We start from the raw sequence: 17,438 nt of genomic DNA, 5'->3' as shown, positions 1-17,438 counted from the left end.
GCCTATTATTTTTCCTGATATGTGATTCCGTTTGTTTGTGCAAAATGTTTAAGCTTAACAGCAATTTCATCAGTTGGGAAACGATTAGTCAACTTAGAGAAAACCCAATTTCCACCTTTATGCTGTTCGACTACCACATGACCCTTATGAACACTAATTCCTTTGATTGCATCAACTGTAATTCTTTTATCACCTGTCATACGACGTGTTTGAAGAAAGTCTTTGCCGATTGTAATGTAAGGTTTCCGTAGAAAGAATACAGATGCCAGCAAAATATAACAGCCTACTGTAATCCAAAACATAGTATCCGTCTTAAAGCCTGGCGAACCTTGCATAAGTAGTACATACAAGCCGATAAATAAAATCAATAGAATTGGAGCAATAAAATTACGTCCAACGATTTTATCCGACTTCTCAGCATTTAAAACAATTTGACCATTGCCTTGCTTCTTGCGTTTTTTATTGACCGTTTCCATATTTTTGCGCACTTTGCGCTCCCAAGAACGTGACAATCTAATCTCTCCTCCTAATTGAAAACCCTATTGGAACGGTCTGCGAAATTTATCGATGAACCGATTCGGATAATCATCTGGCAAAGCACTAATCTTATCCAGCGTATTCCAAACCTCGATTGGCATTTCCCAGCCCAGTGCACCCATGTTGTCCTCGAACTGATCTAATTTACTTGCTCCAAATATAGGGGAGGTAATACCCTCACGCTGCAATAGCCATCTAAGAGCGATCTGAGCAGGTGATTTCCCAAGCGCTTTCGCAGCTTCCAGCAACGCATCTAAAATATCAAAATTTTGATCAAGTGCGCGATTGACCCATGCACTCTCTCCAACTTTAGAGGTTAGTCGACCCTCTTGCGGTATACTTCGGTCATAGCGCCCCGTTAAGAAGCCTCCACCAAGCGGAGCCCAAGGAATAATCCCAACTTTCTCTTCCAAACAAAGAGAAAGCATTTCTCTATCCATTTGTCTGCTTACAAGACTATACTGGGGTTGAATGGATACAAACCGGACATATCTTGCTGCATCGCTGTAAGCAAGAGACTTCATCAACTGCCATGCATAAAAATTAGAACAACCTATGTAACGCACTTTTCCTGATGTAACGAGATCATCCAGCGTACGGAGCGTTTCCTCAATAGGCGTGGCATGATCCCATACATGCACTTGGTACAAATCAATATAATCCGTCTGAAGCCTTCTTAAGCTAGCCTCAACGCCATCCATGATATGCTTTCGGGACAGCCCGACTCCATTAATGTCATCGGAGGTTTTCATACGAACCTTCGTAGCCAAAACGATATCAGAACGATTCTTCTTGATTGCTTTTCCGACAATTTCCTCTGAACGGCCATTTACATATACATTTGCTGTGTCCAGAAAATTTCCTCCGCGATCAACAAAACGATGAATCATTTCAATAGAATCCTCTTCGCTTGTCGTATTGCCAAAGGTCATCGTTCCCAAACACAGCTCAGATACAGCCAGTCCACTTTTACCCAGAAGCTTGTATTTCATCTAATCACCCTTTCATTCTATATGAAATGAGGACCTTTAACGAAAGTTAGTGCTTCGTCTTTTCTTCACCTTCAACAATTGTAATATTATCTAGCTGTTGGCGAAAGTTGCCTTTGAAAATTTTCAAGTATTGGCTTCTTAACTCGGCTCTTTCCGTGATTTCTTCATCCGATAAGCCCGTTGCTTTATTTTTACGAGAAAGCTCGTTAATTCGCGCTATGATTTTATCCATCTCCATGACTTCAGTCCACCCCTCTCATGCTGAAAAATACTCTACTCACTACTTTGACATTTCAACCAATAGGTTGTCAAGGCAAAGACTGGCGGAGAAAGAATGCAATAATGAACTTTATTTATTAGTCCAAGACTACTTGATCCCCTTCCTTTAATCCATCCAGTACTTCTGTAAGCTCCGGTGTTTCTAAACCAATCTTAATTTCTCTTCGCTCAAATTGTCCGTTTCCTTGATCGAAATTGACAAAATATTTGTCCTTCTCACGCATAATCGCGAGGGTAGGCACTACCGTTGTCATTTCTCTTCTTTCCGTTTCAATAGCTCCGTTCAAGCTAAGTCCCGCAATCAGATATTGGTTCGGTTCCAATGATATGACAACCTCGAATTGCGCTGCCTGGTCTATACTATTTTGATCCGTGCCTGTTTTGGCAAATTTCGATACCTTCATGACTTTACCTTTTAACTTCTCCTGCTTCATTGCGTTCATCTTCACATCAACAGGCATGCCTTCTTTAATTCGGAATACATCCTGCTCCCCAACAAGCGCAATGAATTGAAGCTTATTTAGATCGACTACCTTTCCTACATACTCATTGTCTCCGAGCGCCATTGGCTTTTTATTAGGATTATCGAACAGAAAAATCCCAGTCGCAGGTGCTAGAAAAGTAGCTTCATTAAGCATCTTCTTCTTCTGTTGAAGGTCCTTTGATTGAATCGAACCTGTTACTTCATTAAGTTCATTTGTAATCCGAGCCATTTCTTTCTCAGCAAATGCTTTTTTTCGATCATCCTCTGTTGTTTCAAGGGGTTTCACATCAGTGGATATTTGGTTCAAATAATCGTTAAGCTCCGACTCTAGTTTAGCTTTCTTCATAGTTGCTTCCATTTGAACAATTTCATTCTTCACTGACGTTTGGTCCAGCTTAAATAAGATGTCACCCTTCTTGACCTGCTGACCATCTGCTACCAGCCACTGTGTTACTTCCGAGCCGTACGGCGAGTATACTAACGTTTCTTGTTCGTATAATGATTTTCCTTTTACTTCAATTGTATTCATTAGCGTTTCTTTCGTAACCTGAAAGGTAATCGGCTGCACGTCTGTCATCATATCCGATGGACGAGAGGGATTTCCAAACTTGTATAAACCAAAGCTTATGCCTATAAGTATAAGACCGATAATGCCCCACTTTATTTTCTTCTTCATTGTTATGCTCCCTTTTGTTTACTTATTTAGTCTCGACGAATTGCGGTCAAAGCATCTGTACGTGAAGCGCTAATAGCCGGATAGATACCGGATAACACGCCCGTAGCCAGTGCGAACAGCATGCCAACTGGAATGGTCATGAACGGAATGAAAATAATAACCGCATCCCTCTCATCGGAAAAAGCACCTATTAACCCATTAATGCCCCATACAATCCAATAGGAGAACAATACACCGAGCAAACCGCCAAGAAAGCCAAGCAGCGCAGCTTCAACAATAAACATATTTCGAATCTGAGCAAGGTTTGCGCCCAACACCTTCATAATTCCGATTTGGCGTCTTCTTTGGTAGGTAGACATCGTCATCGCTACGACAATAGAAATAGAAGCAATGATAAGTATAAATACGCCAATGCCAAGTGCCGCAGCTTTTATGACCTTAAATTCATTACTGAGCCGTTCCTTCTGATAGAGATTCGTTTGAGTTGTTACGACTAGCTTTTGAAGCTGTTTTTCAACACCTTCAATATTTTTCTGGTTATCTACTTTTACAACTATGGAGTTGTAATTTTGATCCTCGCTATTGACCATTTTCAGCTCTTTTTTGAGCATCTCAGCTGTTTCAATCGAAACGTAAGCTTTCTTGTTGTACATCAAGCTGTCTTCGTTGGCGCCTTCCGGCTTCTTCAGTACACCGATCACTCGCAATGGACTGGTTAATTTTTCACCATTTTGTGTATAGAAACGTAATTGTATTTGCTTTTGATATAATGCTGCTGGCTGCTTATTCAGATTGTTATACTTGTCCATCAACACTTCATCATAAGGATTTGCATCTATTTGTTTAATCAAGCTCGTCCTTGTTTCCTCGTCAATCATTCCTAATGTCGCTCCATAATCTAGAATGATCGTTCCAGTCAAATCAGAAGGCGCTCCTTGTGAGAATTTGTTTCCAAAAGCAGTCAGCATTTCTAAATCTGTACCTATAATCTGCGTTTGATACTGTGAGCTCATATTATCAATCGTCGACATATTCATGTAATCTAACGTTTGATACGGTGCGGCAGCCGCAACATGCTGGATTTGACGCATTAAATTTAACTTCTGTTCCGTTAATTTCCCTTGATTGCGAGATTCTGAAGCTTCTGCTCCTACTGATCCACCACCTTGCGAGGGGCCGCTATTTTCAGTCACCGTTATTTCATCCATATTTAAGTAGCTGTTCATTTGATTCTCTATGTAAAGCTGAGCAGATTCACCAATACTCATCGCAACAATAATTGCAGCACATCCTATAGAAATGCCCGCTGCGCATAATGCCGTTACGACCTTCCTTCTTTTCACCTGATCCCATGACAGCCTTGTAATATCACTAATTCTCACGCTTTGTTCCCCCTGTGAGCATAGGTTCTGCTTTTGATTCCTGATCCGTCACAAGAAAACCGTCGCGAAGCGATATAATTTTCTTTGTTTGCGCGGCAACTTCACGTTCATGTGTAACGATAATAAAAGTAGTATCCATCGTCTGATTCAATCGTTTCAAAATCATAATAATCTCTTCTTCTGTCTTCGTATCCAGGTTCCCTGTCGGCTCATCTGCGAATATGACTGATGGCTCAGTGATCAGAGATCTTGCAATACTGACACGCTGCTGCTGTCCACCTGACAACTGAGACGGATATAATTCCGCTTTGTCTGGTATGCCCACTTGTTCTAGCAAAGCAAGTGCTTTCTTTTTCCGCAGCGTTGGTTGCATCGACTGGAATACTAGTGGCAGCTCAACATTTTCACGTACAGTCAAATTCGCGATGAGTTCATAAGCTTGAAAAATAAAACCAATATGCTTACGCCTAAACTCGGCTAATTGATTCTCATTCATCGTCACGATATTATGATCCGCTATAAAAATATTGCCTTCTGTTGGCTTCATCAAGCCTGCCATCAGATTAAGAAGCGTTGACTTACCAGAGCCAGAGCTCCCTAGCAAGGCAATCATCTCCCCTTTATGTACGTGAAAACCAATCTTCTGCAATACAACTGTCGTTTCGTTCCCATTTTTAAAGGAATGGGACAAATCTTCTACACGTAACAATATAGTCTCTCCTCTCAGTTCCCTATTAATAGACGTCAAAACTATTGCTTCCCCCTGCAGTTCAAACAAAAAAACTTTCTGAATGAGATAGATTCTATTGATCTATCACTCAGAAAGCTCTATTTGTTGTTATAACTTGTCTATTATATTGTATTATTGGATAAATTTAAATGACAGGTATAATAATCTTTTGTCCTGGTTTCAAATCAACGGTTTGCAAACCGTTTCTATCTTTAATCATATGTATGATAAATCTAATGTCATCGGAACCATCAGAATAGCTCTTAGCAATTCCCCAAAGCGTGTCGCCTGAAGATACCGTTACAACTTGCTCATCCGCTGTTGCTTCCATAGGATGACTAACTGATGCAACAGAATCCATAATTAGAAAACTAGTGAATAATAGAATAAACACCGCAAAGCTCACTACAATCTTAACCATATTTCTCTTAACAAATCTCAGACTATTGCGCTTTAAGAGCATTAATGAATTGCGCTCTTCTGCCTTATGAATGGATTTATAAAAACTTGGACTCGTTATCATCTCTCAGCACCCCAAACGTTTGTTCTGTTTTAAGATTACACGAACAGACGTTTGGTGTCAACAAAAAATACGAACTTCTGTACCTAAGAACTTATGTTTGTACGAACTCCGGTTCTATGTTATAATTTTCTACAAATCTACTAATGGAGTGATTGCAGTGTCGAAGATTTCTAACCGACAACATTCAATTCTTGAATTCATTAAGAATGAAGTCCGGGAGAAAGGCTATCCACCCTCCGTTCGAGAAATCGGCGAGGCTGTAGGATTATTATCCAGCTCAACCGTTCATGGTCATTTAGACCGATTGGAAAAGAAGGGCCTTATTCGCCGGGATCCAACCAAACCACGTGCAATCGAAATTTTAGACGGCGACGGAATCGCAACTCCGTCTGTAGCCAATGTGCCAATTGTTGGTAAGGTAACTGCCGGTGTACCAATCACTGCAACAGAAAATATTGAAGAATATTTCCCGCTTCCCGCCCATATGGTCGGTGACAGCAGCGTCTTCATTCTAAATGTTATGGGCGAAAGTATGATTGATGCAGGCATCCACGATGGCGACTACGTGATCGTACGTCAGCAACAAACCGCTAATAATGGAGAAATCGTTGTTGCTATGACCGAGGATGATGAAGCGACGGTAAAAACCTTCTACAAGGAAAAAAACCATATTCGCTTGCAACCGGAGAACACCTCCATGCAACCGATCTTGCTCCAAAACGTTACGATTCTAGGCAAAGTCATCGGACTTTTCCGCGATATTCACTAATGAATTATACACGTATACATAAAGAACAGGCTGAATCCGCGATGCTCACGCATGGATTCAGCCTGTTCTTTGTTTTGGACAAGTATTCTTTTCCCATGAACGAATACTAGCGGCAGGTTAGTATTCATTGATTGAGTCAACATTAAGTAAGTTTCAGATATTATTGAGCGGATTTTAGTTAATTTGGCGGGAATAGAGCTAGTTTTCAGCATTATTCACTTGGGGTATGGTCAATGAGACTAGTTTACGTTAAAAGAGGCTAATTAGAGCTAATTTCTAGCTCTAATTAACCGTTTTTGGTTAGTTTTTGGAGAATAGAGCTAATTTCTAGCTCTATTTCTTTGCGATTTGCCCATTCATGACTGGATTGTGGTAAATGTGGCTCAATAGAGCTAATTTCTAGCTCTAATTAACCGTTTTTGGTTAGTTTTTGGAGAATAGAGCTAGTTTCTAGCTCTATTTCTTTGCGATTTGCCCATACATGACTGGTTTGTGGTAAATGTGGCTCAATAGAGCTAATTTCTAGCTCTAATTAACCGTTTTTGGTTAGTTTTTGAAGAATAGAGCTAATTTCTAGCTCTATTTCTTAGCGATTTGCCCATTCATGACTGGATTGTGGTGAATGTGGCTCAATAGAGCTAGTTTCTAGCTCAATTCATTCGCAAACGTAAATACCCAGCCAGATATTAATTTTAATGAGTTAAGTTACATTGTAATAATCGTGCTTCGCGTCCCCCAACCACTATTCTTCACTCCTTCCTTAAAGTGAATCAATAAAATGAATCTCAGTAAGCAAATTCTTCAATACCGTTACGGCTTGCGCGCGGGTTGCTGAAGCTTGAGGAGCAAATTGAACTTCACTTAACCCTTTCATCAATCCGGCTCCGATTACATCTTGAATAGGTGTAACCGCCCATCCGCTGATAGCCGATGCATCTTCAAAATGATTCAGCGTTGCTGAGGGCCCATCCTTCCATTCACCAACAAAGTGAACAGCTCTCATGATCATAACCGCCATCTGTTCTCGTGTTATCGATTCATTTGGCTGGAAGGTTCCGTCACTGAAGCCTTCAATTAATTTAGCAGAAGCAGCAGTCTGAACGGCGCTGGCATACCATTCTGACCCTTTTAGATCTTTAAAGGGACTGCTTACATTTGTACTAACTGATGTTAAGCCTAAGCCTCTTACAAGTATAGCGGCAAATTCAGCTCTAGTAATAATTCCGTCAGGGTTAAAGCTTGTATCGGTTACACCCCTTACAATCAACTTAGAAGCCATAAGTTCGACATCTTTTTTCCCCCAGTGTGATTCGATATCACTGAATGATTTACTAAATCTCGCAATTGTGTAAATGCTGTTTCCATTTCGTTTGATTTGTGCGATCGTTTCACCGTTCATCTTGGTGAATTGAGCTGGTACGAATGTAAATTCGTCAAGGCTTGGATCATATAGAACTGCTGTCAACTCCGCAGTATCATTGGTTTGACCAAGCGTAATAGAACGATTCACATAGGACGAACCAAGCGGCACGTCAATCGATTTACCGTCAGCTTGCACAGACAAGACATAATCATAGGCGTCACCGATCAGCTCAAATCCTCTTACCTCTGCAGCTTTACTCAATTTTGCTCCAAGTTCTTTACCGATCTCTGAAATCGATACCTTGACCGTAATATCTTTCATCTCTGCGCCGATAGCAGCAGCTAGTGCGTTTTTAATTATAGACACTGGCAGTTGATAAGACGCATTCCCTGATACGATCATAAACTCCAACTCACTTGCCGTGTTCGCAGCTTTGCTTAAGGATATAGCTGGTATTGTAACACTTAAACGAGAAGCGGCTTCATCAGCGCGTATAATAATTTGTCTAGGCGATGGCTGATTGATAACCAATTGCAGCGCTTTTTCAACATATTCATTACTAACCGTTATATCCATTATTGGCTCTTCACCTGCAACAGAGGTTTTTACAATGGTTAGTGGTGGAAGTGATGGTGCGACGGTCACTGGTGGCTGAACGGGATTCTGGGGGTCCACTGGATCTATCGATAAATCCTCCACTAACTGCAATAAACCAAATCTTGACGTATTTTGATATGAATTACCGCTCGTGTCATTCCAAATTGCTACGGAGCTTCTGCTTCCACTGCCCAACTCATCATTGTTGACCTGAATGTCGAAGCCTATGAGAGCATTCTTTGCTGGTTGAATTTTATTAAGTGCAATGCGCGTCTCTACAATGTACCCGCCTTCTACAAGTTTTGTTTTCGTAGTGAAATTGCTTGCGGTAGCTGCACCGCCATAGCTTTGTTCGTTGTCAAAGTTTACACGATACTGCCCGTCATCCCCTCCGTAATCGGATGATTTTTCATTTTTTTGATCAAGGAATATTTCAACAGAGTCCTGTTCATAAGCATTTGATGACTTTTTGCTTAATAGGCTGTCACTTACTTCTGCATAAACGTAAAGGTATTCTAAATCCCAAAGTGTTCTTACTTTTGCAGTTGAACCACTTGTACCTTGCACCCAACGGTCCGTTGTGATTTCTGGAGCTGAATTCCATATTTCATCCTTGTCACCGTCAATAACAGCAGTTCCATAAAGCGCTTTAGCTACTTTTAACTCCTCAATAAGCGTTAATACGCCATAATGATCTGCTGATAGATGCTGGCTGTTCGTTCTGTCGCTCCATGATGTAATCATGTTAGTATCGGCATCTTTTACACGAGAATCAAATCTGAGCTCACCCTTTAAGGAAATTGTATGCTCTAATTCAATTATCGCCTCAACCATGTACCCTCCTGCAATTTCCTTAACTTTATAGACGAATCCTGTGGTCGGCTTACCGTCACGTGTTAAAATATAATGCTTATTCGTACCATCTTGGACGAACAACTCTAGGGTATCCAGGTTATTAAAACTTGTATCTTTGACAATTGTCTGTACATAGAGATGCTGAGAGTCCCAAAGTGCTTTAAATAATCCACTAAGCTCTTCGCTGGTCCTCAAGCTTAACGGTTTGATCACATCCCAAGCTTGCTGCGAATCTTCAAGGAGCTTAGGAGTACCTTCCGTAATCTCTGCTTTGCTATTCAAAATAGGCAGTTTGGATGGATCGACAATCGCCCAATAAGCAAGCTTTGCTTGGAATTCCTTATCAAATACAAAAGGCGCGTTCTGGCGGCCGCTCCCGCTCGGTCGATCATTCAGCCAAGTATGATCATCGGCAATACCCCAGAAGGTTACATTGCTAATATATTGGCTAATGCTTTTCAGTCCATCAAACAGATCCTTATAACGATAAGCAAGCTCTGTCAAAACAGAATCTGGAATGACATCGTATTTCTCGGTGTCATTGGTATAAATATTGATATCGAGCTCCGTAATTTGGTTATCAAACCCGCTTTCGCCAAACTTAACAATGGAATCAAGAATCGAGCTCATCGATGGTGTACTTATATTAATGTGCGTTTGATGCCCTACACCGTCGATTGGAATACCCTTCTTATCACGAAGATCAGTAACCAATTTATAGAGCGCATCACGTTTTGCCGGATTATCTGTATTGTAATCATTAATATAAAGCTTCGCATCCGGATCGATCTCACGTACCTTCAAGAAAGCGCGTTCGATATATTCCGTACCTGTCACTTGATACCATACACTGTTGCGCATGCCATCTGGCTGACTGGCATCAATGACTTCGTTCACCACATCCCATGCAGATACACGGTCTTTGTAACGATTCACGATTTGCTCAATATGATTTTCCATTCGACTGAGAAGCAGCCCTTTATTAGCCTCTCGTTTGACTGGATCGGTCTCGTTGATCATTTGATTACCATTCAGATCGAGAAACATCCACTCAGCAGCTTGAGAATGCCATACAAGGGTATGGAATCGCATCTCCATATCATGATCCTCGGCATATTTAAATAGGGCGTCAGCAGCTGACCAGTTAAATTGTCCCTCTGACGGCTGAATTAAGCCGGGCTTCATGACATTTTCAGCAACGATTACATTATAGTGTTTATTTAATAATTCATGGTGCGTGCCAATCGTTTGCTGCGGCTCGATGGCTGCTCCAATTGTAAAGTCATTTTGGAAAACATCCTTTAGAGACGGAATGTCTTTTTGAATGGAAAGTGGAGGCTTTAGCAGCATGCTAAAATCATCGATATAGAAATTCGCAGGACTATTTGCTGTTTCCACATAAATGGCTAGACTATCAGCAACAGTTGTCAGGGCATATTGACCGCTAAATTGTACCCACTCGCTGTCGTTTACCGTCTTATTTCCCACTAGCGTAATATAGTTATTGACGCCTTGATAAGTAGTCTGCAAGCTCAAACGAAGCTCTGTTGCCGTTTGTCCAGATTGAAGCTTAGCCCAAACCGAAAAGTCATAACTGCTGTCCTTATGCATTTTTCCAGTTACATCTAGCTTAGGTCCTTGATTTTGAGCTGATGCTTCTGTTAGCAGACTGTATTGCCCGCTCTTGGCATCGGTAGTAACTGCCCTTACCGAATCATTGCCATTGCGCGCAAGCCATCCCTGCGATGAACCATCCTCAAAGCCCGCAGTAATGCCAGACTGATCGAGCGGCGGTGCCTCAGTCATTTTGATAACAAAATCATCAATGACAAGGATATCCTCTACAAGAGAGCTTTCAACATAGAGTGTTAGATCATCCATCTCCTCTGTATATTTAAAAGATCCCCTCAGCTCTGTCCAATCTCTAGTGGTTATTTGCTGTGATGCTATTGTTTTCCACGCTGTTACACCACCAGACGGTTTCTGCTGCATAGATAGTTTAACTATGCTTTCTGAGGCTGCCTTTTCCGGCAATTTAACTTGACCTGAAATTTCATAGGTCGCATTTTTTTTCAATATGCCCTTAACATCTAGGCTTGGACCATTCCATGATGATGTTCTGCCGCTGGATTTCAATGCATTTGGAGCTGATTTAACTGGATCAGTAATCAGCTCGACCTTACCCGCGCCTCGCTGTGTCCAACCCTGCACTGTTCCATCGTCAAAAGGATAGACATATATGCCGGCTACAGGTTCTGGCGGTGTTGGAGCAACCATTGTGAGCTTGAAATCATCCACATAATAGGACGATGTTGCATCATTGTTTAGTTGAACATAGACGATAATTTCTCGATGACCCGGATTGACTGTGTATTGTCCAGATAGCTTGACCCATTTCGTATCCGTAATATCATCAGTCATTAATTGAACCTCTTCTACCCCGACATTATCGGATACTCTGCCCAATACGAACATTGTCGCCGTCGTTGGAGCTGTTCCAGCAGCAAGTTTCATATATACTTCGATCTCGTATTTTGCACCAGATTCCCATAAGCTATTGTTGTATAACCGTGCCATATGACCAATCGAAGACCTTCCTGACATTTCCAGACTTTGTGTGCCGCTATTCGCTTCTTTCGATGACAGCGTTGTTGATCCATTACCGCCCCTAGCTGCCCAACCTACAGGTATGACATTTTGTTCAAAATCGTGATAGGCAATGACTTGAGGTGTATTCTGATCTACATCACTCTCTTCCGCAGCAGCCGGATTTGCAAACAAACCTGTAGGCAATAGTAAACTAATTGTCAAAATGACAGCCGAAAGCATACGAAGTTGTTTCTTAGATTTCATCATACTCGAGAATTTCCTCCTCTAATTGGGTTGCCAATCCTTTTTCCCGCTTCAAACAGAATGAAACCGTTTACAATTTGGGTCGGAATTAATAATCCCTGCAAGTCCTCCCTTCCAAGTTATATCTTACAGGACAAGAAGAAGAGTCTACACCCAAGGAAATATACAACTTACTGTACAAACTATAGTTAAATATTTCGTACTGCTTCAAATGAGACTTAACTCGATAGCAAACGTATTTTATGTATATAATTTTTTAAGGAGCTGTTACAGATGAAATTTAGAGCAGGAAACTCGCCAATCATTTGTCCGTGTTGTCAGAACAATACCTTTACCAAAGATTTTCGGCAGTTGAATTCAAGAGGAGCTACCTTTTTCGGCATGGATTGGGCAAACAGAAATGCAACTATTCTTGTTTGTCAAAATTGCACTTATATCTCATGGTTCATGAACGAGCCTCAAATGGACAATTAATTCGTATACATAGCAAAAACAGCTTATCTCACACATTCCTATCGCGCCTAACTATTTGAAAACAAGACAAACACCCAATCAGGATGGATGAATGGCGCATAATCTACACAGTATTCAAATCGTAAGGAGGTGCATTGAAAAATGTCCGGTTACGGTGGAGCTTTTAACAACACAGGTACGATCCTGGTGCTCTTTATTCTGTTGGTCATTATCGCTTGTAGTTGCGGTATCTTTGGCGGCGGCTACTAATCCAATCTAAAAAATGTATATTCGTATACACGCAAGTGTTAAGCAAGTAAATAAATCACACAGAAAAAGACCCTTAAAATGGGTCTTTTTCTTGTTTCTCAATAACTCATCTTCCCTATCTCATACTAGAGAATAAATTCGAAGCATATGAATGTATGAGAATGGATTGGCCGAAAGGAGATGATTGGATGACCATAAGAAAAATCATTCGCAGCCTTTCCTTTGGATTTATAATGGGCATTTTGGCAATTGGACTGCTGCCGTTTATTATTATTTTTAATTGGGCCGAAATGCTATCCCTTACTGAACTTGAAGCCACTCCGTTATTTTTAGTTGCCAATAAATTTATTAACGGTTCTTGGGTGAGAAAAAGAAGCCGACACCCTAAAGAGGGTTTAGAAAAAGATGAGGAATAACGCATAAATGCGTCCAAAAAAATTATATAGAACCATTTAAAAATCGGGAACCGTCAAGGTCCCCGATTTTTGTTATGGCTCCATTTCAAATAGCTCCTTCAATCGGCTTATCAAATCTTCATTATTCAAATAATAACGCCCATCGCTCGCGCTGTTTGATGTGAACCCAAAAATTATTTTATTGTTTTCGTACAGAGATACGCTATAAAGGTAACCATCCCGCATCTCCTGATTTGGGTCGAGATCAAAGCTCAGATTACGAACTTTCTTAATCCAATCCTGTATATACGCCGCATTTTCAAAAGATTTGCGTTCACCTGTAGACCCATTCACAATCTCGATAAAATCAACTTTCTCTATTTCGCCTGGATACAGCTCATAGAGTTTTTTGGACTGAGCTGCTATTTCCGTTTTACTGCAACCTGTAATCATAAGCAAAGCAATAAATAGCAGAAAAATAGATGTGTAAGCTGTCTTCATGGATTCATCTCGCTCATTCGATCGACGTGAAGCTTTTAAATACCATTACATAAGTTGCCATAATGACAAGAAAAACGATAACGTTAAGCAACAATGCAAAAACCGCTTTTTTGCTCTTTAACGTAATCACTCCAATTAAACCAGTTATGATGCCAACTATAGAGCATGTAGCACCCAGTATGCCAGAAATGATGAAAGTTAATAAGGATACAATTGCTAATATATATGAAACTCGTACGATCAAATTCTATTCCCCCTTTGTATCTTCCTCCCTTAATAACGTACCAGAGCCGATTAAAGTTACAATATAAGCCATTTTTAACAAAGAACGATAAAGGTCATTTAAAAGTTCAAAAAGCCGATATCGATTTAATATCGACACCAGCTTTCATTCGCTTGTACAAGCATTATTAATTGGTTTTTGTAACTTCCTGAATAGTTGCTTCCTTCTTGTTTCCGATAATAAATTGAATCACAATTTGCAGGATGATGATGATTGCAAGGGCGTAAAAGGCTTTAATGAAGCTGTCTGAGAAATCATGAATCATACCAATTAAGATCGGACCTATTGCACCTAAAATATAACCTCCAGACTGAACCATAGCAGACCAAGTGTTAGCCTCCATCCCATTACGTGTTTCATCGATTGGAAGCATCAACGCAATAGGGAATAATCCCCCCGTTCCAATGCCAAGCGCTATCGCTGCAAGCCAAGGACTAACAGACATATTAAGCATAAACACACCTGCGAGCTCCATTATCGAACAGCCAATCAGCCACCATAACCGCTTCTTGAAACGTTGAACCCCAATCGGTATTAAAAGTGTAGCTGGCAATGAAATCAAAGTTAACATGGTTTGCATCGTTCCTGCTGTTTCCTTCGAATAGCCCATGCTTTGTACTGCAGGTGCGAACCACGTGGTTACAGAGTAAAAAATGGCAGACATTAATCCAAAAGACAATGTCAATACCCACGCTCTTCTGTTTTTCAAAGGAATACGAACGACGTTTTCAGATATTTGGAGCTTTGTATCTTCCTTCTTTATTTTTGAAGCCAATCTCAGCCAGACAGGCAAGGCGATGACTGCAAAGAGCGCCCATACGCTCAATGACACATTCCACTCGCCATTAAAAGCCTTCTGTAGGGGTACGGATAACCAGACGCTGAGTACGGCACCTACCACCATAGCCGTTGAATAAATTCCTACCATAGTAGACGCACGTTTTGGGAAATAACGTTTAATAAAACCGGACAACAGCGGTCCAATGATAGCAATACCTACTCCTGTAAGGAAAGAAGTAATCAATAGAGAATACGTTGATACTGCAAAATAGCGGAGAGCTGTTGCTGCACCTATGATCAGTAAGGCGATCGATATTGCTCGTTCCGTACCATAACGTCTGTTAAGCCTAACAGCAAGTGGCGCGAATAATCCCATACATAGAACAGGAAGTGAAGTCAATAAACTTACAACCGAACCGCTTATGCCAAGATCTTCCTGTATTGTTCCCAGTATTGGAGGGATCGAAGTGATGGAAGGCCTTAAATTCAAAGATGCAAGAATGAGCGCAATTACTAAATAAACATTTTTCATTTTGGTTCTCCTCTAAGTTGAATTACTTTTCGAATGTTACTTTAGTAGTATATATGCGCTCGAATGATTGAACAATATAATAATATCTATTATAATCATTGATAATTTGAATGAATCGGGAGTGATAGCTTGGAAATTCGACAATTAGAAAATTTCATAGTCGTATGTAAGGAACTGCATTTCACAAGAGCAGCTGAGAAAATAGGAATTGCTCAGCCAACATTAAGCCAACAAATTCGTGCATTGGAGGATGAGCTCGGAGTCCCTCTATTTGATCGGGTAGGCAAAAAAATTATGATGACACAGGCAGGGACCTTGCTTTTGGATTACAGCCTTCAGATGGTTAATCATTTAGAAAATACACAGGCTGCCATTGCAGAATTTCGCAGCGGACAACAAGGAACTTTGGTAATCGGTGTCTTGCCATCTGATCTAGATTATAGAATTACAAAGCTCTTGATTGATTTTCACACCGAATTTCCTTTGGTGAAGTTGAAGGTCGTATCCTCTATTACGGGTGTTAAACAAGTATTGGAGAATGAAGTGGACATCGGCATAGCACTCACATCCCCACCTGATGAGAGGCTCATACAAATCCCTTTAGCCCAAGAGGAATACGTACTGGTCGTATCAAAAAGTCATGCATGGGCGGATCGCCAATCTATTTCGATTAACGATTTACGACAAATTCAAACCGTTATGTATCCAGAAGGCTTCACCGGAAGAGAACTGATTGACAACTGGTGCCGTAAATATGGTTTCGCACTAAATACCATTATGGAAACGGCTTCAGCTACATCCATCATCAGCCTAGTCAAAGCAAATATCGGTGGTACCGTTCAGCCATATGCACTCATTGAAGCAATGAATGAGCCGTCACTGCATTGTATCCGAATTCTGGATGACGCTCCCATCCGAAGCTTTGAAATTGTATATCGAGCCGACCGATTTATTGGACATTCTGCAAAAGCATTCATCCGTCAAACCATTGATTATTTCAAATAATGAAGGCATCAATTAAATTATAGTTTTAGACATATGGTGAAGGATTTATTCGTTAATTTCCAAAGGGAATTTGATCGTTTTTATGGGCGCTTTAACTAAAGCAAAAAACCTTGAATGGAACAGTACCAATCAAGGTTTTGGTTTTCTACTTCTTCAATATAACTTTCTCGAACTCAAAATAAAACATCGCACACGTTGCAAACAGTAACTCATGCGATAAGGTATTGTTGTCTACCATCAGTAATTCTGAATATATACAACAAACCTAGCATCATGAAGTTTATGTTTATAAGCCAATCTCCATACGCTTCTTGAAACCTTATTTTTTAATAGCTCTAAACTAATACGGTATTCTAAATGAGCGTTCTCCCAACGCCTTTCGGATTCTTCATTTTCATCAAATAAGGATGTATATATAATCTCATCTATAAAGTATTTCAAATCATTCACCCCATGGATATGGATTTTTAAATGTATAAGGCCCTAGAAACGTAACAACTTCCTACGAGTATTAATGGAGATTCAATTTGTGATTGGAATTACTTTATCAAAAAATACGATTGATTCGATTTCCTTATCGCTAGTGAGATTACTGTCGCCGATAACTTACTTAATAGTGATTGAACCATTATGAATATAGGTATATTTGGAAAATAATAATTTATCTTAATATGTATATTATATTGTTATTGAGCTATTGTCCTAAAGATTATTTACGGAATCTCGAATACGTAACTCATAGCTGGAATAAAGAAACTATTGTATTTTCACTGGGTTCTTCAAGAATAAACAACAAGATTGAAATCATCTCTTTACGCAGTTAGTCACCTATTTTCTCAGAATTATTGCAGCCTAATTAAAGTAATTGAAGCAACATTGATAACAAGTTTACAATTTATACGCTCTCGATCGAGCAAATCTTTTTTATATTGTTTTTTTTCTATTATGGTTATTTTAATAACTAATGATATTAAAACACTTATTTAATATAAAAATACAATTACCAGAATTCGACTATACTGATCTCTATTTAATTAGGGTATTAGAAAATATTTAATCTTTTAAAGTTTTTTTTTGTTTCATATGTTATTGTTTTTGAGATTCATTCAATTAGTAATCGATCTTATATTTTTTTGATAATTTTCATAATTTAATTTTAATGCACCTAGAAATAATAAT

General features: G+C 39.9%; 15 protein-coding genes. 4 read left to right on the top strand and 11 right to left on the bottom strand.

All coding sequences use genetic code 11. From position 1 onward, the window contains the following. Positions 1–5: 5 nt before the first annotated feature. The 7 genes from AC0YOD_RS10235 to yneA form a co-directional block, all read right to left on the bottom strand. Positions 6–512: a hypothetical protein gene (locus AC0YOD_RS10235; RefSeq protein ID WP_475799161.1), complete on the bottom strand. Its 507-nt coding sequence runs from the start codon at positions 510–512 to the stop codon at positions 6–8. A gap of 27 nt (positions 513–539) precedes the next feature. Further along, a complete protein-coding gene (locus AC0YOD_RS10230) occupies positions 540–1,529 on the bottom strand; it encodes an aldo/keto reductase (protein WP_475799160.1) in 990 nt (329 codons plus the stop codon). Positions 1,530–1,575: 46 nt separating this feature from the next. Next, positions 1,576–1,767 carry a DUF896 domain-containing protein gene (locus AC0YOD_RS10225; protein ID WP_475799159.1) on the bottom strand — a complete coding sequence of 64 codons (192 nt, stop codon included), beginning with the start codon at positions 1,765–1,767 and terminating at the stop codon, positions 1,576–1,578. Between the two features lie 118 nt (positions 1,768–1,885). Then, positions 1,886–2,968, bottom strand: a complete 1,083-nt coding sequence (locus tag AC0YOD_RS10220; RefSeq protein ID WP_475799158.1) for an efflux RND transporter periplasmic adaptor subunit — start codon at positions 2,966–2,968, stop codon at positions 1,886–1,888. Between the two features lie 26 nt (positions 2,969–2,994). After that, the gene (locus AC0YOD_RS10215; RefSeq protein WP_475799157.1) at positions 2,995–4,350 is read right to left on the bottom strand and encodes an ABC transporter permease; all 1,356 of its coding nucleotides are present in this window, start codon (positions 4,348–4,350) and stop codon (positions 2,995–2,997) included. Further along, complete coding sequence (locus tag AC0YOD_RS10210) at positions 4,340–5,059, bottom strand: ABC transporter ATP-binding protein (RefSeq protein WP_475799156.1); 720 nt, start codon at positions 5,057–5,059, stop codon at positions 4,340–4,342. The genes AC0YOD_RS10215 and AC0YOD_RS10210 overlap by 11 nt, the downstream gene beginning before the upstream one ends. A 166-nt stretch (positions 5,060–5,225) precedes the next feature. After that, a complete protein-coding gene (gene yneA, locus AC0YOD_RS10205) occupies positions 5,226–5,603 on the bottom strand; it encodes a cell division suppressor protein YneA (RefSeq protein WP_475799155.1) in 378 nt (125 codons plus the stop codon). Between the two features lie 157 nt (positions 5,604–5,760). Between yneA and lexA the strand changes: the two genes are divergently transcribed. Continuing rightward, positions 5,761–6,372: a transcriptional repressor LexA gene (gene lexA / locus AC0YOD_RS10200; RefSeq protein WP_475799154.1), complete on the top strand. Its 612-nt coding sequence runs from the start codon at positions 5,761–5,763 to the stop codon at positions 6,370–6,372. Positions 6,373–7,132: 760 nt separating this feature from the next. On the opposite strand, the gene AC0YOD_RS10195 is transcribed toward lexA, so the two are convergent. Beyond that, positions 7,133–12,043 carry an endo-1,4-beta-xylanase gene (locus AC0YOD_RS10195; protein WP_475799153.1) on the bottom strand — a complete coding sequence of 1,637 codons (4,911 nt, stop codon included), beginning with the start codon at positions 12,041–12,043 and terminating at the stop codon, positions 7,133–7,135. A gap of 612 nt (positions 12,044–12,655) precedes the next feature. On the opposite strand from AC0YOD_RS10195, the gene AC0YOD_RS10190 reads away from it, so the two are divergent. Together AC0YOD_RS10190 and AC0YOD_RS10185 are read left to right on the top strand one after the other, a co-directional pair. Beyond that, positions 12,656–12,763, top strand: coding sequence for a YjcZ family sporulation protein (locus tag AC0YOD_RS10190; RefSeq protein ID WP_475799152.1), 108 nt, complete (start codon positions 12,656–12,658; stop codon positions 12,761–12,763). Positions 12,764–12,924: 161 nt separating this feature from the next. Continuing rightward, positions 12,925–13,179 (top strand): hypothetical protein, encoded by a 255-nt coding sequence (locus AC0YOD_RS10185; protein WP_475799151.1) that lies wholly within the window; start codon positions 12,925–12,927, stop codon positions 13,177–13,179. A 72-nt stretch (positions 13,180–13,251) separates the two neighbouring features. Here AC0YOD_RS10185 and AC0YOD_RS10180 read toward each other — a convergent pair whose 3' ends face one another. From AC0YOD_RS10180 to AC0YOD_RS10170, 3 genes are all read right to left on the bottom strand, one after another. After that, positions 13,252–13,659: a hypothetical protein gene (locus AC0YOD_RS10180; protein WP_475799150.1), complete on the bottom strand. Its 408-nt coding sequence runs from the start codon at positions 13,657–13,659 to the stop codon at positions 13,252–13,254. Between the two features lie 13 nt (positions 13,660–13,672). Then, positions 13,673–13,903 carry a hypothetical protein gene (locus tag AC0YOD_RS10175; protein ID WP_475799149.1) on the bottom strand — a complete coding sequence of 77 codons (231 nt, stop codon included), beginning with the start codon at positions 13,901–13,903 and terminating at the stop codon, positions 13,673–13,675. A gap of 166 nt (positions 13,904–14,069) precedes the next feature. Next, positions 14,070–15,254: an MFS transporter gene (locus AC0YOD_RS10170; RefSeq protein WP_475799148.1), complete on the bottom strand. Its 1,185-nt coding sequence runs from the start codon at positions 15,252–15,254 to the stop codon at positions 14,070–14,072. A 129-nt stretch (positions 15,255–15,383) separates the two neighbouring features. Between AC0YOD_RS10170 and AC0YOD_RS10165 the strand changes: the two genes are divergently transcribed. Next, positions 15,384–16,259 carry a LysR family transcriptional regulator gene (locus AC0YOD_RS10165; protein WP_475799147.1) on the top strand — a complete coding sequence of 292 codons (876 nt, stop codon included), beginning with the start codon at positions 15,384–15,386 and terminating at the stop codon, positions 16,257–16,259. The last annotated feature ends 1,179 nt before the right edge of the window (positions 16,260–17,438 follow it).

The organism is Paenibacillus sp. J31P13, from assembly GCF_056269295.1.
The sequence above is the reverse complement of the archived record's forward strand: the minus strand, read 5'-3'. Positions and strand labels throughout refer to the sequence as shown.